The sequence below is a fragment of the Alphaproteobacteria bacterium LSUCC0684 genome (assembly GCA_041228335.1).
Classification (GTDB): Bacteria; Pseudomonadota; Alphaproteobacteria; order Puniceispirillales; family UBA1172.
Map to the genome: position 1 here is coordinate 2289742 of CP166130.1, position 17505 is coordinate 2307246.

A 17505-nucleotide genomic window follows, 5' to 3' on the forward strand; every position below is an offset into this window, starting at 1 on the left:
AACATAAGGATCAAGCATGTCAACGTCCGCAACGCATACCACCGCTGAACGCAAGCCCGCGCACAGCCTTTCCGCTCCCGACACCACGGTCAACGCCCGCGATGTGTTCAAGATCGACGTCGACATGACCGTCCCGGCCTTTTCCACCACCTCGGAATATGTGCCGGATCTTGATGAGAACTATGTTTTTGACCGCGATACCACCCTCGCCATTCTCGCCGGCTTTGCCCATAATCGCCGGGTGATGATCCAGGGCTATCACGGCACCGGCAAATCCACCCATATCGAACAGGTGGCGGCCCGGCTGAACTGGCCGTGTATCCGCATCAATCTCGACAGCCATATCAGCCGGATCGATCTGGTCGGCAAGGACCAGATCGTGCTCAAGGACGGCAAGCAGGTAACCGAATTTCGCGAAGGCATTCTTCCCTGGGCGCTCCAGAATCCGGTGGCGCTGGTGTTTGATGAATATGATGCGGGGCGGGCTGATGTGATGTTCGTGATCCAGCGGGTGCTGGAAATCGAAGGCAAGCTGACCCTGCTTGATACCAACCGCGTGATCCGCCCGAATCCAAGCTTCCGTCTCTTTGCCACCGCCAATACCGTGGGCCTTGGCGATACCACCGGGCTCTACCACGGCACCCAGCAGATCAACCAGGGGCAGATGGACCGCTGGTCGATCGTCTCAACCCTCAACTACCTGCCCCATGACGTGGAGATGGAGATCATCACCGCCAAGATGGCGCCGGACAGCACACAGGTGAACCGCGCCATGGTGGACAGCATGGTCCGCATGGCCGACCTGACCCGCAAAGGGTTTATCGCCGGGGATATTTCGACGGTCATGTCGCCGCGAACGGTGATAACCTGGATGGAGAACACCGAAATTCTCGGTGACGTCAAACTGGCCTTCCGCCTTTCCTTCCTGAATAAATGCGATGAGATGGAACGTCCGATCGTCGGCGAGTATTACCAGCGCTGCTTTGATGATGAACTGGGCGATACGGTTTTCACCGTTGCCGCAAGCTAGATGAGACGCCGCTAATCCCATGGCCAGCCAGCATGATGACCGTTTCCTGCGTTCCACCGCCGCCTGCCTGAGGGCCATGGCCGGCGGCTCTCATCATGATGTCCGTTACACCGGCGCCAATACGGTGATCACCGCCACTGAAGTACGGCTTCCCTCTCCTCCCCGGAGCAACAATCTCGGCACCGAGACGATTCGTTCCCAGCAGGAACAGCGGGTTCGCGGCTCCGCCGACAGCGCGGCGGTCTGGATCGCCAACCACAGCGATTCCGTACATAACCGCATGGCCCCGTCAGCGGGACCAGCCCGGGCCATTTTTGATGCCGTTGAACGTGCCCGGGTCGAGGCGGTGGGCATGCGCGGGATGCCCGGTGTTGCCCGCAACCTGCGGGAACAGATCGAAGCCAAATACGCAAGCCAGCCCCTGCCACCCCCCGGGGCAGAGGAGACAGGGGAAAACCACGCCGCCATCGCCGATGTGGCAAGCCTGCTTGTGCGTCAGGCGCTCACCGGTGAAGAGCCTCCGGCCAATGTCGCCATGACGGTGGATCTCTGGCGTCCCTGGGTCAACAGCCGGGCCGGCGACCTGATCAACGCGCTCAAGGAAAACACCGACAATCAGGAGCATTACGCCGAGGTGGCCCGCCGCCTGATCGGGGCGCTTGAGACCGATCTCGGGGAGCCGGTCGAACCTGATGACAGCGACGATGAGGACGAGGATCAGGACGAAGCCTCCCAGGATGGCGGCGATGAGGATCAGTCCACCGCCCCGCAAGGCGAAGGAGAGGACGGCGAAAGCGAAAGCATCGATCAGGACGCCGATGCCTCGACCATGGAAGCGGCCGATGGCGACATGAGCGAGGACGGGGAAGATGGGGAGGATGCCCTTGCCGAGGGGGAAAACCCGGCCGGGGAAAGTGCCGATGCCGGCGAAACCAGCCGCGAGAAAGGCGAGTATTATCGCATTTTCACCGAAGAGTTCGACGAAGTGGTGGATGCAAGCGAGTTGTGCGACCCCGAAGAGATGACCCGGTTGAGGGGGCTGCTGGACAAGCATCTGGAAAACCTCAACACCATTATCGGCAAACTTGCCAACCGGCTCCAGCGCAAGCTGATGGCGCATCAGAATCGAAGTTGGGAATTTGACCTCGAAGAGGGGATGCTGGATGCGGGGAAACTTTCGCGGGTTGTCACCCAGCCTTCGCATCCGCTTTCCTACAAGATGGAAACCGATATCAGGTTCCGTGACACGATCGTAACCCTGCTGATCGACAATTCCGGCTCCATGCGTGGCCGGCCCATCACCATCGCGGCGGTGACCGCGGATATCCTGGCCCGGACTCTCGAGCGGTGCGGCGTCAAGGTTGAGATCCTCGGCTTTACCACCAAGGCATGGAAAGGCGGGCAATCCCGCGAGAAATGGCAGCTCGTCGAAAAACCGGCCTTCCCGGGCAGGCTTAATGATCTGCGCCACATCATCTACAAACCCGCCGATGCCCCGATGCGGCGGGCACGAAAATCCCTCGGCCTGATGCTGCGCGAAGGCCTGCTCAAGGAAAATATCGACGGCGAAGCGCTGATCTGGGCACATAACCGCCTTCTCGGCCGATCCGAAGACCGCCGCATCCTGATGGTCATCTCGGATGGGGCGCCGGTGGATGATTCCACCCTCTCGGTCAATCCGGGCAACTACCTTGAAGCTCATCTGCGGCAGGTGATCGAATATATCGAAACCCGATCCCCGGTCGAATTGCTCGCCATCGGGATCGGCCATGACGTGACCCGCTACTACCAGCGGGCGGTGACGATCACCGATGTGGAACAGCTCGGTGGCGCGGTTACAAGCCAGCTTGCCGATCTTTTTGATGAAGATGCATCACGGCCGCGTGGCCGCCGCCGCGTCGCCTGAAAAAAAACCCCTTCCGAAGAAGGGGTTTGCTCATCATCCTGAAGGATAAATCCGATCAACCGGAAGCCTGCGCTGCCTTGATTGCTTTCTTGGTGGCAAGTGCACCTTTGCTCAGATCCGTGTCTTTGGCGGCAAGCAGGAAGGCATCGATGCCTCCCTTCTTTTCGACGGTCCGGATAGCGGATGCGGAAACCCGCAAGGAAACCGTCTTGCCCAGTGTCTCGCTCAACATGGAAGCCTGCTGCAGATTGGGCAGAAAACGGCGACGGGTACGGTTGTTCGCGTGGCTGACATTGTTGCCAGTCATCACGCCCTTACCGGTAAGTTCACAGCGACGTGCCATGGCCTCGCTCCCTTCTTCTCAAAAAATAAAGCGGCCTTGCGCCGCAGAACAAGGTTCTTTTATCTATCTTCAGGCCGAAGGTCAAGCCAGTTCTGGTGCCATTTAGACCTATCCTTTTGGATGGGTGTTGGATGGCGAACACATCTTCTAGAATGCCACTTAAGAATAACCTGCCTCATATGGGCGGTCCGGCCGGGTAGCGCCTTAAGGGCAAACCGGAAGGATAAGGATTATATCGGGACCAGCATGAAACCGGACAAAAGATCCAACGGTGTTCCATCAAATTTCCCGCTGAAACGGGAAAAGCGCAATGTCTATATCGGCGGGCGACGAACCACGCTTTCCTTTGAGATTTATGTCTGGGAAGCGCTGGAAGAACTCAGCCGGTATGAGAGCCAGTCCGTGGATGCGATCTGCTCGGAAATCGTGGATAACTACCGCGGCGATGAAAACATCTCCACCGTCATCCGGTATCTGGCGCTGGAGGCAACCCGCATCCGGGTGATGGCTGAACTGCAGGCCCTGAGCGGGGGAGATTTTCACGAAAACGTCATGCCCTTTCCATCACCGCTTTATGCCGCCATGGCCAAGCTCAATACCCCCTATCTGGCCAGCAACGACGCAAAGCCTCTTCCATCCGAGAAGCGGAACCCTTCGCATCGCTGATCGATCCGTAGCCGTCTTCAAGCATAAGCGCGTTCAATCCGGACAGAATTTCACCGGGCAGATGAGGCCCCTTTAGCGCAAGCCCGGTATAGATCTGCACAAAGGACGCGCCGAGGAGAATTTTCGCGTAGGCAGAACGGGCGCAGGCAACACCTCCGGCCGCAACAAGAGGCAGCCTGCCCCAGGTCAAGCGATGGGCCCGATGCAGCATGGAGGTGGAAAGCTGAAACAGCGGCGTGCCTGAAAGACCGCCTGTCTCATGGCGATGGGCCCCGCGAAGCCCGTCTGGACGGCTGATCGTGGTATTGGCGATGATCAACCCGGCGATGCCCTTGTTCTCCGCCACTTCTATCGCTGCGGCGAGCCCGGCCTCATCAAGATCAGGGGCAAGCTTGAGCAGGAGAGGACAGCTGACCCCGGCGGCGGCGATGCCTTCGGATGTTGCCTCCAGCACGGCGGTGAGAAAAGCCGGCTCCTGAAGCCCGCGCAGCCCCGGCGTGTTCGGGGAGGAGACATTGACGGTCATGTAATCCGAATACGGGGCAAGGCAGGATGCCGCCATGTGGTAATCCGCCACCCGGTCGGGGCTGTCCTTGTTGGCGCCTATATTGACGCCGATGAGCTGGTGCGGCTTTTGCCCAGGGGGAGAGGATTGCCGGAACCGCCGAAGCCGCGCTGCCGCACGCACCATGCCGCTGTTATTGAACCCATACCGGTTGATCACCGCGCCGTCTTCAGCCAGGCGAAACACCCGGGGCTTGGGATTGCCGGGCTGGGGTTTCGGAGTGATCGTTCCAACTTCCACCGCCCCGAAGCCAAGCGCCAGCGCCCCGGACATGGCCTCGGCATCCTTGTCAAACCCGGCCGCAAGCCCGAGCGGGTTCAGGACCGTAAGGTCGCCGATACGGCTGACCAGTCGATCTCCATAAAGGTCAGCCGGAACACGCGGGCCGATGCCGAGAGCAAGAGACCGCACCGCCAGCCGATGTGCCGCCTCTCCCGGAAGATATCGGGCAAGCGCGGCGGCGGCAGGCCAGATCACGAATCCCCCCGCGCCAGATCGCCCGCAATGGCGCGCCCGATCAGCGCCCGGGTCTCCGCGATGCCGTAAAGCTTGATGAAGGACCCCATCCTCGGGCCTTCGTTCTGGCCGAGCAGCACCTGATAAAGACAGGAAAACCAGTCTCTCAACGGCTCATAGCCCGCGTCCTTGCCGACGGCGAAAACCGCGGACTGGATATCTTCGGCTTCGGCTTCGGGCGCGAGGGCCTCAAGGCGGGAATCCAGATCCTGCAAGGCGCTGATTTCGGCATCATCCGGCGCCCGGTAGGTTTTGCCGGGGCGCACCCTTTCCTGATAATAGGTCACCGCATAGGACACCAGCCGGGCCAGTTGCGGGCTGTTTTCCGCGGTGAGACCGGGGGCGTATTGCTCAAGATAGCCCCAGATGACATCCGGGGTTTCCGCCTGGCAGACCCCGGCCAGATTGAGCAGGAGCGAAAACCCGACCGGCAGAGTTTCCGAAGGCGGCGTGCCGCCATGGATATGCCAGACCGGATTATCGAGGCGTGCCGCCGCATCCGCCGCCTGATATTTTTCAAGATGGCTGTAATATTCATCTACCATTTTCGGCACCACATCGAAGAACAGGCGCTTGGCCCTTTTCGGCTGGTTGTACATGAACAGTGCCAGCGATTCTTCGGTCCCGTAGGTCAGCCATTCCTCAACGCTGAGCCCATTGCCCCGGGATTTGGAGATTTTCTCGCCGTTCTGGTCAAGAAACAGCTCATAGGAGATGCCTTCCGGCGGGGTGCCCCCCATGATACGCACGATCTTCGAGGAAAGGATCACCGATTCGCTGAGGTCCTTGCCGCTCATTTCGTAATCCACCCCGAGGGCAAACCAGCGCATCGCCCAGTCACATTTCCATTGCAGTTTGCAGTTACCGCCGGTCACCGGCACTTCCCGGACGCCGCCATCGCGCGGATCACGATAGGACACCGTGCCGGAATCGGCATCATGGGCGATGATTTCCACCTGCAGGACCTGCCGCGTATCCGGACATATCGGCAGGAACGGGCTGTAGGTTGCACGCCGCTCCTCGCCGAGGGTGGGCAGCACCACATTGGTGATGGCATCGTAATGGCGCAGGACCGTGCGCAGCGCTTCATCAAAAAGACCGGACCTGTAGCATTCGGTTGCCGAGAAAAATTCATATTCAAACCCGAACCCGTCGAGAAAGGCCTTTAACCTTGCGTTGTTATGGGCGCCGAAACTTTCATGGGTACCGAACGGGTCCGGCACTTCGGTGAGCGCCTTGCCCAGATGCAAGGCCACCATCTCCTTGTTCGGAATATTATCCGGCACTTTCCTCAGCCCATCCATGTCATCGGAAAAGCAGATCAGCCGGGTCGGCAGACCGGTCAGCGTCTCGAACGCATGCCGCACCATGGAGGTACGCACCACCTCACCGAATGTGCCGATATGCGGCAGGCCCGACGGCCCGTATCCTGTTTCAAACAGCACCGGTTTTGCCGCATCAGGGCTTGCCTTCATCTTGTCGAGCCTGGCGATCAGGTTCCGGGCTTCGGCAAAGGGCCAGGCCTTGGCATTGGCGAGAATTTCGAGAGGGATCGAAGGCGATGTCATGAACAGGAATTCCTTTATCTGACTGACGCGACGGGTCAGTTTACGCCCGCAACATATGGCCGACGCGGGATAAGGTCAATATCTGGTGAAACGACGGCAGATCAGGTACAACCGGGATATGACTGAAGCCCCGCCTCTGCCCATCTCGCTCCCCCCTCTGCCGGCCGTATTTCCTACCGCCCGTCACGTCGTCATGGTGGATCCCGATGGAGTGATCGAGACCATCTCCATCGCTGAGGCCCGTGACCGGCTGAATGGCCGTCCAGCCATCTTCTGCCATCGGCGCTGGACTTCCACCAGACTGGGAATGGAATTTAAGGGTCTCGGCGCACTCGAAGGCGTGGATGCATTGGAGCTTTTTGCCTTTGTCCGGCCCGCGCAGTTCTGCCTGCCAACGCCGACAGGTCTTGGCCGGGCGCTTGGCCTTGATACAGGCGGGGATGACGACAGCCAGGCCATGCTTGTGCCGAAAGCCTGTCTTGCCCTGCTCGAGGAACTGGCGGGGTATTCCGGCGCAGCCCGCGAGCAGGCCGCCGGCATGGCCCGCATGATGGCCCAGGGAGGCTGGGGCTGGGCGCCGTCGGTGCTGGCCGCGCTTGGCGAAACCATGCCGGACCCGGCGCCGCCGGATGGACGGTGCGCGGCAATCTGGCAACGCCTGCCGGAAATACCTGATCCGGGACCGCAGCCCGAACCGGGAGCTTTTCCTGTCCGGGCCGAGGCGGCGGCATCGCGGCTGAAACACATGCTCGGCCGGGGGGCTGAAGTCAGGCCAAGCCAGAAAGCCTATACCGAAAGCCTGCTTCCGGCGTTCGATACGCCCCGCGACAATGGCGGGCCTAATCTTGTGCTGGCCGAAGCTGGCACCGGCACCGGCAAGACGCTCGGCTATCTTGCCCCGGCGACGCTCTGGGCCGAGGAGAACAAGGCGCCGGTCTGGATTTCCACCTACACCCGCAGCCTGCAGCATCAGGTCACCGAAGAGATGGCCCGCTTCTATCCCGAGCGTGAAGACCGTGAGCGAAAGGTTGTTATCCGCAAGGGACGAGAGAATTATCTCTGCCTGCTCAATCTTGAAGATGCGCTCGCCACCGTTGCGGCGACGCCTCGTTTTGCCCCGGCGCTCGGCCTGATGGCGCGCTGGGCGGAGGCTGACCGCGACGGAGATCTGACCGGCAGTGGCTTTCCTGCCTGGCTGACGGATCTGCTGGGCCACGGGCTGACGATGGGGCTGGCGGACCGGCGCGGTGAATGTATTCACTCCGCCTGCCGCCATTACCAGAAATGTTTTGTCGAACGATCACGCCAGCGCGCCCGCAGCGCGGATATCGTGGTTGCCAACCATGCGCTTGTCATGATCGGCGCAACCATGGCGGCGCTGGCGCCCGCGCAGGACAACGCCGGTGCCCCGACGCGAATCGTCTTCGATGAAGGTCACCATGTCTTTGATGCTGCCGACAGCGCCTTTTCCACCACTTTCAGCGGGGCCGAGACAGCTGATCTCAGGCGCTGGATCAGGGGGAATGACGGCAACAGGCGCAGCCGGGCAAGAGGGCTCAAGGCAAGACTGGAAGATATCCTTGCCGGCAACGCGGCGGCGATGGCCGATCTTGATGCGGCCATGGAAGCTTCGCGTATTCTGCCTGCCGCCGGCTGGCGGGGGCGACTTTCCGATGCGGCACCGGAAGGCCCGGTCGAACAGTTCCTTTTTGCCGCCCGCGCCGCCATCTATGCCCGCGCTTCCTCCCCGGACAGCCTCTATAACCTTGAAGCCGGGCTTGTTCCGGTGGAAGAAAATCTGGCCCTGATGGCGATGGGGCTTGCCGATGCCTTGCGAAGCATTGCGGGGCCTCTTGAACGCCTTGCCGCCAGCCTCAACCGACTTCTTGTGGCCGAAGCCGACACGCTTGACACCCAATCCCGATCACGGCTTGAAGGCGCCGCCCGCGGCCTTGTCCGCCGGGCAAGCGGGCCGCTCGCGGCATGGATTGATCTTCTGTCGGATATCGCCGCGGCCAGTTCGCTCTCCGAGGCTGCCGCAGGATGCCGGCCCGGATTTATCGACTGGATGGAAGCCACGCGCCGCAATGGCGAGGATATCGATATCGGCATCAGGCGTCATCACCTCGACCCGAGCGAGCCGTTCAGCCGCCTTGTTCTCGCCCCGGCGCATGGCGCGGTCATCACCTCCGCCACCCTGACCGAGGATGGCGCCCCCGCACCTCCGGTATCTGCAAGCTCAGGTCCCTCGAGGGCTGAGGCGGGGACACAAGACGGAACCGATACCTCCGGCCCCGACACTTCCGGCCCCGATCCCTGGGCTTTTGCCCGACATTTGAGCGGGGCGGCCCACCTTTCCCGTCCAGCGCTGGTTTCCACCGTCGCCTCCCCGTTCGACTATGCCAGCCAGACCCGCATCATGGTGGTGGGCGATGTGGCAAGAGACAACCCCGCGCAGGCAGCCTCAGCCATGGCGGCGCTGATGACCGCTTCGGGGGGTGGCGCGCTCGGGCTTTTCACGGCAATCCGCCGGCTGAGGGATGTGCATTTCGCGCTCAACCCCGAGCTTGAAAAGGCTGGTCTGCCGCTTTACGCCCAGCATGTCGATGCGATGAATCTCCAGACCCTGTTGCAGATTTTCCGGGAGGACCGGCGATCCTGCCTGCTTGGCACCGACGCGGTCCGTGACGGGATTGACGTGCCGGGGGAAGCCCTGCAGCTGATCGTCTTTGACCGTGTTCCCTGGCCCAGACCTGATATGCTTTACAAGGCGCGTGCCGGGTATTTCGGGCGGGAGGCATGGTCCGACCGGCTCACCCGGATGAAACTTCGGCAGGCTTTTGGCCGCCTTGTCCGGCGCGGTGATGACCGGGGGGTTTTTGTCGTCCTCGACAGCCGCCTGCCGAGCCGCCTGCTTTCCGCTTTTCCAAAAGGGGCAGAGGTGATGCGCTGCGGGCTGGCCGATGCGGTGGCGGAAACCCGGCGTTTCCTCAACGATCGGAGCTGATTTCGTATCATCGCAGCCTGCCGATCATGACTCGATCAGAAGATTTTGCATTTCCGGGCGCGGATGCGTATGATTTCACCTGCTGACCCATGTGCTGTCATGGTACGGGGCCAGCCTGTTCATAACCAGACCTTTACCAAGTGAAAGGGAAAAACCAATGCCTGCACTTTCGCTAAAGCCTTCACCAAGCCTGGCAACCGCGATCCTTGGAAATGAGGGGAGAACCCTTTTCCGTAACGCCCTGCTTGTTCTTGCCGGCTCCTTGCTGATCGCCATTTCCGCGCAGATCGCCTTCCGCCTGCCCATCTCACCGGTGCCGATAACAGGCCAGACCTTCGCGGTTCTTGTTGTCGGCATGGCACTGGGGCCACGCCTCGGCGCGCTGGCGGCCCTTGCCTATCTCATCGAGGGGTTGTATTTCCCGGTTTTTGCCGAAGCACGGACCTGGGCCCATCCCTTCACCCTGTGGACCGCCGGATATCTTGCAGGTTTTGTTGGCGCCGCCTATGTGACCGGCTGGCTTGCGGAAAACGGCTGGGACCGCCGCCCGTTCAGCACCGCTGTTGCCATGATCCTTGGGAATATCGCCATCTACATCCCGGGCACGCTCTGGCTGTCTTATATGTATGCGGTCAATACCGATTTTGCCGGCATGGCGCTGATCGGTGAAGTGGCGAGCAAGGGCTTTGCCCTCTTTCTGATCGGGGATGCGCTCAAACTGGGGCTGGCGGTGCTGGCTTTCCCGATGGCCTGGAAATGGATTTCCCGAAACCGCTAGTGATAGATTAAATCACCAAAAAAGGCCGGGAATTTCCCGGCCTTTTCTATATCTGGAATATGGCCTGAGGAGGCCGGGCTTTAGAAGCCCATGCCACCCATTCCGCCCATGCCACCCATGTCAGGGGCCGGTGCGGCGGATTTCGGCTCAGGCAATTCGCCTACCATGGCTTCGGTGGTGATCAGCAGGCCAGCCACGGAAGCGGCATTCTGAAGAGCAGAACGAACAACCTTGGTCGGGTCAATGACGCCAGCCTTGATCAGGTCTTCGAAGACACCTGTCTGGGCGTTGTAGCCTTTGGTTGTGCTCTTGTCTTCGAGCAGTTTGCCGACGATGACGGAGCCATCGGCGCCAGCGTTGTTGGCGATCTGACGCGCCGGTGCCTGGAGAGCACGACGGACGATGTTGATGCCGACATTCTGATCTTCGTTCTGGCCACTGATTTTTTCAAGACCGGCAATCGCCTTGACCAGGGCGGTACCACCACCCGGGACGATCCCTTCTTCGACGGCAGCGCGGGTTGCGTGCATGGCATCATCGACACGGTCTTTGCGTTCCTTCACCTCGACTTCGGTGGCGCCGCCAACCTTGATCACGGCAACACCGCCTGCCAGTTTGGCCAGACGTTCCTGCAGCTTTTCACGATCGTAATCGGAGGTGGTTTCTTCCACCTGGGCACGGATCTGGTTGCAGCGAGCCTGGATCTGCTTCTTCTGGCCGGAACCATCGACGATGGTGGTGTTTTCCTTGGTGATTTCAACACGCTTGGCGGAACCGAGCATGTCGAGGGTTACGCTGTCAAGCTTGATGCCGACTTCTTCGGAAATCACGGTGCCGTTGGTCAGGATGGCAATGTCTTCAAGCATCGCCTTGCGACGATCGCCGAAGCCAGGTGCCTTGACCGCAGCAACCTTGAGGCCGCCACGCAGACGGTTGACCACGAGGGTTGCGAGCGCCTCGCCTTCGATGTCTTCTGCGATGATCAGCAGCGGACGGCTGGACTGAACCACCTTTTCAAGGACCGGCAGCATTTCCTGCAGATTGGAGAGTTTCTTCTCATGCAGCAGGATATAGGGCTCTTCGAGCACGGCTTTCATCTTTTCGCCATCGGTGACGAAATACGGCGACAGATAGCCGCGATCAAACTGCATGCCTTCAACCACGTCCAGTTCGGTGTCGAGGCTCTTGGCTTCTTCGACGGTGATGACGCCTTCATTGCCGACCTTTTCCATGGCCTGGGCAATCATTTCACCGATATCGGATTCGCCATTGGCCGAGATGGTGCCGACCTGGGCGACTTCAGCGGACGTCGTGATCGCCTTGGAACGTGATGCCAGCGTGGCAACCACATTCTCAACCGCAAGATCAATACCGCGCTTGAGATCCATCGGATTCATGCCGGCGGCAACGGCCTTGGCGCCTTCCTGGGCAATGGACTGGGCCAGCACGGTTGCGGTGGTGGTGCCGTCACCGGCCATGTCATTGGCCTTGGAGGCAACTTCACGGACCATCTGTGCGCCCATGTTCTCAAACTTGTCTTTGAGTTCGATATCCTTGGCAACGGTAACACCGTCCTTGGTGATGCGTGGGGCACCGAAGGCTTTTTCAAGCACAACGTTACGGCCTTTCGGGCCGAGGGTGACCTTCACTGCATTTGCGAGAGTATCGACGCCTGCCATCATCCGAGTGCGTGCGTCTGAACCAAATTTTACATCCTTGGCAGCCATTTCAGGTTAACCTTTCTTTAAATGGTGATGTTGGGTTTCTGATCGGATCAGGGCTTATTCCATAATGCCCATGATGTCGGATTCCTTCATGATCAGGTATTCCGTTCCATCAATCTTGACTTCCGTGCCGGACCATTTGCCAAACAGCACGCGGTCGCCTGCCTTGACGTCCAGCGGCACAATCTTGCCGGACTCATCGCGGGCACCAGACCCGACTGAGATAACCTTGCCCTGCATGGGCTTTTCCTGGGCGGTATCCGGAATAATGATCCCGGAAGCGGTTTTTTCTTCGCTTTCCACCCGCTGAATAAGAACACGATCGTGAAGCGGCTTGAATTTCATGCCTGTCCTCCTAAGGGTTAACGTTACACACGCAAGAGGGAGGAATTGGCACTCTTCCCTCATGAGTGCTAAAAACTACATGGTGCATATGAGACTTCATTTCGCCGGCGTCAAGGATATATTCAAAAAAAATCCGATATCTTTTCAAAATTTGTCAAAAAAAACTTCTTTCGGCTGGACGCTTCAATTCGCCACGCCCGATGTCGCCGCATCGATCTAGGTTTGGACCCGGAAAAAAGGTATGAAGACATCATGATGAATGCAAGCCTTGATCAAGACCGTCGCCATGCCGCCGGGTTTCGCCCGGTGGAGATCTGGCTGTTTTCGGTTGCCGCCCTTGTCTTTGTGATGGTGGTGGTGGGCGGCATCACCCGCCTCACTGGCAGCGGGCTTTCGATGGTGGAATGGCGGCCCTTGATAGGTATTCTGCCGCCGCTTTCGCCTGCGGAATGGAACCGGGTCTACACGCTCTATCAGCAGTCTCCTGAATTCATCCACATCAACAGCCACATGGATCTGGCGGCATTCAAGACGATTTTCTTCTGGGAATACCTGCACCGGGTGCTGGGGCGGCTGATCGGCCTTGCCTTTGCGGTTCCGTTGATCCTTTTTGCCATCCGGAAAAAAATCCCCCATGGCTTTGGGTGGCGGTTTATCCTGCTCCTTGTACTTGGCGGGCTGCAGGGCGGCATCGGCTGGTGGATGGTGAAATCCGGTCTTGCCGAAGATCCTGAAGTTTCGCAATACCGGTTGGCGGTGCATCTTTCGATGGCGCTGCTGATCTTCGGTATGCTGATCTGGACGGCGCTGGACCTTCGCGATGGCCGCGGCCGATGGCCGGGCGGGCATACGGCCGGAATTCTGGGCCTTCTTGCCATCACCATTGTTGCCGGTGCCTTTGTTGCCGGCATGGATGCAGGCAAGCTATACAATGAATATCCGCTGATGGGGGATGGGTTTGTGCCCGTGGAATACGGGGAAATGGGGGCCATGGATGCGTTTGAAAACGGCGCTTCTGCGCAGTTCCATCACCGTATCCTTGCGCTTCTGGTGGTGATCGGCGTGGCCAGCCTGTGGCGGCGATGCTGTACGGCAGGGCTTCATGGCCGCGGGCATTCCATGCTTGCCATGGTGGGGCTGCAATTCGTGCTTGGTATCACCACGCTTCTTCATGGCGTGCCGGTCAGCCTGGGCACGCTGCATCAGGCCGGAGCCGCCGCGCTGCTTGCATCGGTCATCTGGTGTGCCCATGGGCTGAGCCTGAAGCGGGTATCCGCCTGAATTCCGGCGCGTCCGCGACGATCTTTAAGACACTATCATTCCGGGCCGCGATTGCGCCGGGCCACCATCATTCCGACTGGGGTTTGGGGGGAAGCTGGCGGCGGATATGCAGCTCCCGCAACTGCTCATCCCCGACGTCGGAAGGTGCGGCCATCATCAGGTCTTCGGCCTTGCCGTTCATCGGGAAGAGGATGATCTCCCGGATATTCGGCTCCCGGGCGATCAGCATCACCATCCGGTCAATCCCCGGAGCAATCCCGCCATGGGGCGGTGCACCATACCGGAAGGCGTTGATCATGCCGGGGAATTTGCTGTCGACCACTTCGGGGCCGTAGCCGGCAATGGCAAAGGCCTTGTACATGACTTCGGGGAGGTGATTCCGGATCGCCCCGGAGGAAAGCTCCACCCCGTTGCAGACCAGATCATACTGCCAGGCCTTGATCTCAAGAGGATCCTGGTTTTCCAGTGCCTCAAGCCCGCCCTGCGGCATGGAGAACGGGTTGTGGGAGAAGATGATCTGCCCCGTGGTCTCATCCTTTTCGAACATCGGAAAATCGACAATCCAGCAGAAGGCATAGCCATCTTCACGCAAGTCGCGGTCATCGGCAATCTTGATCCGGGCACGCCCGGCAAGGGATGCCGCCTCGGCTTCGGCGGCGCAGGCAAAGAACACCGCATCACCATCGGCAAGACCAAGCTGATCCCGTAATTCGAGTGCCTTGTCTTCGCCAAGCGCCTTGGCCACCGGCCCGCGGGCTTCGCCCTCGCCATAGATGATATAGCCCATGCCGGGGGCGCCTTCACCCTGGGCCCAGGCGTTCATGCGGTCCGCCACCGAGCGGCTGCCGCAACCCGGGCCGGGAACAGCCCGGACAACGGCGCCGCCCTCGATCGCCTTGGCGAAAATGGCAAATCCGGAGCCGCGGAAGGTTTCCGTTGCATCGTGAATGGTTATCGGAATCCGCAGATCAGGCTTGTCCGTGCCATATTTCAGCATCGCATCAGCAAAGGTGATTCGCTGGAAAGGCGCGGAAATATCAGCTTTGGTGAATTCCTCAAAAACACCGGCTATCACCGGTTCCACCGCCGCAAAGACGTCATCCTGTTCAACAAAGCTCATCTCAAGGTCAAGCTGATAGAATTCTCCCGGGCTGCGATCGGCACGGCTGTCCTCGTCCCGGAAACAGGGGGCAATCTGGAAATAGCGATCAAAGCCCGAGACCATGATCAGCTGCTTGAACTGCTGCGGTGCCTGCGGCAGAGCATAGAATTTGCCGGGGTGAAGACGTGACGGGACGAGAAAATCCCGCGCGCCTTCAGGGGAGGAGGCGGTCAGGATCGGTGTCTGAAATTCCATGAACCCCTGATCGACCATGCGCCGACGGATGGACTGGATTATCTGAGCCCGCAGCATGATGTTCTGATGCGGGCGGCTGCGGCGAAGATCAAGATACCGGTAGCGGAGGCGGGTTTCTTCGCCCGCATCTTCATCGGAATTGACCTGAAGCGGCAGCAATTCAGCGGCTGACTGCACCTCAAAGGTTTCGATCCGGATTTCGATCTCGCCGGTGGGCAGGTTTCTGTTGACCGTATCTTCGGTTCGCTGAACAACCTTGCCTGTCACCGTCACCACGGATTCGTTGCGGATGGTTTCCACCGCCGCAAATGTCGGGTCCGATGAGTCCGCAACACATTGCGTGATCCCGTAATGATCCCTCAAGTCGATAAACACCAGCTGGCCGTGATCCCGCTTGCGGTGTATCCAGCCCGACAACCGGACTTCCTTGCCAACATCATCCAGGCGAAGATCCTTACAGGTATGTGTGCGGTAAATATGCATGTTAAACCCTTTTCCCAAGTCAGCCAGGTCTCCAGTCCACGGCGCGGAGTATGCACGGCTGGCCCGGATTGGCAAGAAAGACTTTACGGTTTGTCAAGGCGGCTTGAGGCCAGCGCTAACGCCGACGGCGGCCGCGGCGACCATCACGGCCGGAACGCCCCTCTTTCTGATCGGCCGTACCTGCCCAGGCTGGCCCAAGCTCGTGATCAAGTCTTGCCTGATCCACCGGTCCCTGTGGCGGGGTTGAATCCAGCGCCTGACGCATCGCGGCAATATGTTCCGGCGTCGTCCCGCAGCAGCCGCCGATCACCGCCATCCCGGCATCCCGGGCAAGGGTGGCATATTTTGCCATCAATTCAGGTGAGCCGTGGTAATGGATCTCCCCGTCGCGATATTCGGGGATACCGCAATTGCCCTTGGCGATCAGCCTGATCCCATCTATCTCGCGCATGCCCATCACCGAATGCATCAGCTCCGCCGGGCCGACCCCGCAATTGGCCCCGGCCGCCACCGCACCGCCTTGATGGACATGGCGGGCGTAATCCCCAGGCTCAACCCCCATCATGGATTTGCCTGCTGTATCAAAGGTCATGGTAGCGGTGAAGGGCAGGCCGACAGATTTTGCTGCATCCATGGCGGCATCAACCTCTTCGAGAGATGAGATGGTTTCGATCCAGAGCAGATCAACCCCGCCTTCGGCCAGCGCTTCGGCCTGTTCTGTAAAGGCGGCAACCGCGCTTTCATGGTCCAGCGCCCCGAGGGGCGCGAAAAGCTCCCCGGTCGGGCCCATGGACCCTGCCACAAGCGCGGTCCGGCCGGTGTTTTCCTCAAATGCCGTCACCGCCTCGCGGGCAAGTTTCGCCGCCGCAATATTCAGCTCACGCACCCGTCCCTCGGCGGCATGAAGCTTGAGCCGATAGCTTGTCCCGCCAAAAGAATTGGTCAGAATGAGATCAGCGCCTGCTTCAAGAAAGCGTCGATGCAGGCCAGACACATTTTCGGGCTTTTCAATATTCCAGAACTCGGGCGGATGGCCTGTTTCCAGTCCAAGGGCAAAGTAGTTTGTTCCGGTGGCGCCATCGGCAAGGATGAAACCTTGCTCAGCCAGCATGCGCGTAAATTTATCCATTACTCGAAACCCGTCGTGTTGATCTTCGGCGGCGACCTGTCCGTGCGGCCCGCCGCTCACGCAATTCTGCCAGCAGATACATCTGCTGATCCGGTGTCAGCCGGGGCCAGGCGGCGATTTCATCTCTCGTCCGGTCACATCCGAGACACCGCCCGTCCACGGGATTGATCTGGCAGATGCTGATACATGGAGATGGCAGTTTGGTATTCGTTGTCATGAAAGCCTTCAGGCAGCTGCTTCCTCCGCTGAAGCGTTAACCATTGCGGCCTCGAACGCAACCAAAATCTCTTCGACCTCTGCCCCGGCAGGAGCCAGCACGAGGGCACCCATTGTGGTGACTTCATCAACGCTTGCGCTATCGGCAAATCCATATTCCCTTGCCAGTTCGACACCAGAGCCAATCAGGAGAGACGGCGCGCTTTCACGCAGGAATGCCGATGCAAGCCGCCGGACATGTGCCTCGTTAATCAGGATATCGGTATGACGCTTGCCATCCGGGATGACAAAAGCATCAAAATCAACGGCCAGTGTTTCGGAAATATGCGCATCAACCGGATAGGAAAGACCCCAGGTGCCATTCGCCCAGCTATTGGTTAGGCCGGTATCGCGGGAGATCACTTTCACGGTCGCGCCCGCCGAAGCAAGGGCACGCTGGAGGTCAACAAAGGGTTTTTCTTCAAACCCGCTCCCGACAAGAATGGCAATGGTTTTTCCGTCAAAGGGTGATGGCATATCTCTCTCCTGAATATGGGAAAAGCCGCCGCAGGATTGCAGCGCTTTTGGCAGATGGTAATGTAAGAATTGTGC

Annotated in this window: 15 protein-coding genes; 6 read left to right on the forward strand and 9 right to left on the reverse strand. The window is 59.6% G+C overall.

Going from position 1 to position 17505, the window contains the following annotated elements; all coding sequences use genetic code 11:
• Positions 1–16: 16 nt before the first annotated feature.
• Both cobS and cobT read left to right on the forward strand, forming a co-directional pair.
• Entirely contained in the window at positions 17–1030 is a 1014-nt protein-coding gene (gene cobS / locus AB8880_11025; protein ID XDZ65438.1) for a cobaltochelatase subunit CobS, read from the forward strand.
• Positions 1031–1049: 19 nt separating this feature from the next.
• Positions 1050–2936, forward strand: a complete 1887-nt coding sequence (cobT, locus tag AB8880_11030) for a cobaltochelatase subunit CobT (GenBank protein XDZ65439.1) — start codon at positions 1050–1052, stop codon at positions 2934–2936.
• A gap of 55 nt (positions 2937–2991) precedes the next feature.
• Here the strand turns inward: cobT and rpmB are convergent, their stop codons facing one another.
• On the reverse strand, positions 2992–3279 hold the full coding sequence (gene rpmB / locus AB8880_11035; protein XDZ65440.1) for a 50S ribosomal protein L28: 288 nt from the start codon (positions 3277–3279) through the stop codon (positions 2992–2994).
• A 246-nt stretch (positions 3280–3525) separates the two neighbouring features.
• On the opposite strand from rpmB, the gene AB8880_11040 reads away from it, so the two are divergent.
• On the forward strand, positions 3526–3945 hold the full coding sequence (locus AB8880_11040) for a ribbon-helix-helix domain-containing protein (protein ID XDZ65441.1): 420 nt from the start codon (positions 3526–3528) through the stop codon (positions 3943–3945).
• Here the strand turns inward: AB8880_11040 and AB8880_11045 are convergent.
• Both AB8880_11045 and AB8880_11050 read right to left on the reverse strand, forming a co-directional pair.
• On the reverse strand, positions 3872–4987 hold the full coding sequence (locus AB8880_11045; GenBank protein ID XDZ65442.1) for a quinone-dependent dihydroorotate dehydrogenase: 1116 nt from the start codon (positions 4985–4987) through the stop codon (positions 3872–3874). The genes AB8880_11040 and AB8880_11045 overlap by 74 nt on opposite strands.
• A complete protein-coding gene (locus AB8880_11050) occupies positions 4984–6594 on the reverse strand; it encodes a lysine--tRNA ligase (GenBank protein ID XDZ65443.1) in 1611 nt (536 codons plus the stop codon). Before AB8880_11050 ends, AB8880_11045 begins: the two co-directional genes overlap by 4 nt.
• Positions 6595–6712: 118 nt before the next feature.
• On the opposite strand from AB8880_11050, the gene AB8880_11055 reads away from it, so the two are divergent.
• A complete protein-coding gene (locus tag AB8880_11055) occupies positions 6713–9601 on the forward strand; it encodes an ATP-dependent DNA helicase (GenBank protein XDZ65444.1) in 2889 nt (962 codons plus the stop codon).
• 157 nt (positions 9602–9758) lie between these two features.
• Complete coding sequence (locus tag AB8880_11060) at positions 9759–10379, forward strand: biotin transporter BioY (GenBank protein XDZ65445.1); 621 nt, start codon at positions 9759–9761, stop codon at positions 10377–10379.
• An 80-nt stretch (positions 10380–10459) separates the two neighbouring features.
• Here the strand turns inward: AB8880_11060 and groL are convergent, their stop codons facing one another.
• Together groL and groES are read right to left on the reverse strand one after the other, a co-directional pair.
• On the reverse strand, positions 10460–12106 hold the full coding sequence (groL, locus tag AB8880_11065; GenBank protein ID XDZ65446.1) for a chaperonin GroEL: 1647 nt from the start codon (positions 12104–12106) through the stop codon (positions 10460–10462).
• A 54-nt stretch (positions 12107–12160) separates the two neighbouring features.
• Positions 12161–12448 carry a co-chaperone GroES gene (gene groES / locus AB8880_11070; protein ID XDZ65447.1) on the reverse strand — a complete coding sequence of 96 codons (288 nt, stop codon included), beginning with the start codon at positions 12446–12448 and terminating at the stop codon, positions 12161–12163.
• A 252-nt stretch (positions 12449–12700) separates the two neighbouring features.
• Between groES and AB8880_11075 the strand changes: the two genes are divergently transcribed.
• Positions 12701–13729 carry a COX15/CtaA family protein gene (locus tag AB8880_11075; GenBank protein XDZ65448.1) on the forward strand — a complete coding sequence of 343 codons (1029 nt, stop codon included), beginning with the start codon at positions 12701–12703 and terminating at the stop codon, positions 13727–13729.
• Between the two features lie 67 nt (positions 13730–13796).
• On the opposite strand, the gene aspS is transcribed toward AB8880_11075, so the two are convergent.
• The 4 genes from aspS to AB8880_11095 form a co-directional block, all read right to left on the reverse strand.
• Entirely contained in the window at positions 13797–15569 is a 1773-nt protein-coding gene (gene aspS, locus AB8880_11080; protein XDZ65449.1) for an aspartate--tRNA ligase, read from the reverse strand.
• 115 nt (positions 15570–15684) lie between these two features.
• Positions 15685–16698: a betaine--homocysteine S-methyltransferase gene (gene bmt, locus AB8880_11085; GenBank protein ID XDZ65450.1), complete on the reverse strand. Its 1014-nt coding sequence runs from the start codon at positions 16696–16698 to the stop codon at positions 15685–15687.
• A complete protein-coding gene (locus tag AB8880_11090) occupies positions 16691–16915 on the reverse strand; it encodes a DUF1289 domain-containing protein (GenBank protein ID XDZ65451.1) in 225 nt (74 codons plus the stop codon). The genes bmt and AB8880_11090 overlap by 8 nt, the downstream gene beginning before the upstream one ends.
• 8 nt (positions 16916–16923) lie before the next feature.
• The gene (locus AB8880_11095; GenBank protein XDZ65452.1) at positions 16924–17430 is read right to left on the reverse strand and encodes a DJ-1/PfpI family protein; all 507 of its coding nucleotides are present in this window, start codon (positions 17428–17430) and stop codon (positions 16924–16926) included.
• Positions 17431–17505 lie beyond the last annotated feature (75 nt).

Coding starts and splice junctions, on each gene's coding strand:
- cobT (XDZ65439.1), top strand. CDS start 1,050: ATGGCCAGCCAGCATGATGACCGTTTCCTGCGTTCCACCGCCGCCTGC.
- cobS (XDZ65438.1), top strand. CDS start 17: ATGTCAACGTCCGCAACGCATACCACCGCTGAACGCAAGCCCGCGCAC.
- aspS (XDZ65449.1), bottom strand. CDS start 15,569: ATGCATATTTACCGCACACATACCTGTAAGGATCTTCGCCTGGATGAT.
- groL (XDZ65446.1), bottom strand. CDS start 12,106: ATGGCTGCCAAGGATGTAAAATTTGGTTCAGACGCACGCACTCGGATG.
- rpmB (XDZ65440.1), bottom strand. CDS start 3,279: ATGGCACGTCGCTGTGAACTTACCGGTAAGGGCGTGATGACTGGCAAC.
- AB8880_11075 (XDZ65448.1), top strand. CDS start 12,701: ATGATGAATGCAAGCCTTGATCAAGACCGTCGCCATGCCGCCGGGTTT.
- AB8880_11050 (XDZ65443.1), bottom strand. CDS start 6,594: ATGACATCGCCTTCGATCCCTCTCGAAATTCTCGCCAATGCCAAGGCC.
- AB8880_11060 (XDZ65445.1), top strand. CDS start 9,759: ATGCCTGCACTTTCGCTAAAGCCTTCACCAAGCCTGGCAACCGCGATC.
- groES (XDZ65447.1), bottom strand. CDS start 12,448: ATGAAATTCAAGCCGCTTCACGATCGTGTTCTTATTCAGCGGGTGGAA.
- AB8880_11040 (XDZ65441.1), top strand. CDS start 3,526: ATGAAACCGGACAAAAGATCCAACGGTGTTCCATCAAATTTCCCGCTG.
- AB8880_11055 (XDZ65444.1), top strand. CDS start 6,713: ATGACTGAAGCCCCGCCTCTGCCCATCTCGCTCCCCCCTCTGCCGGCC.
- bmt (XDZ65450.1), bottom strand. CDS start 16,698: ATGGATAAATTTACGCGCATGCTGGCTGAGCAAGGTTTCATCCTTGCC.
- AB8880_11095 (XDZ65452.1), bottom strand. CDS start 17,430: ATGCCATCACCCTTTGACGGAAAAACCATTGCCATTCTTGTCGGGAGC.
- AB8880_11090 (XDZ65451.1), bottom strand. CDS start 16,915: ATGACAACGAATACCAAACTGCCATCTCCATGTATCAGCATCTGCCAG.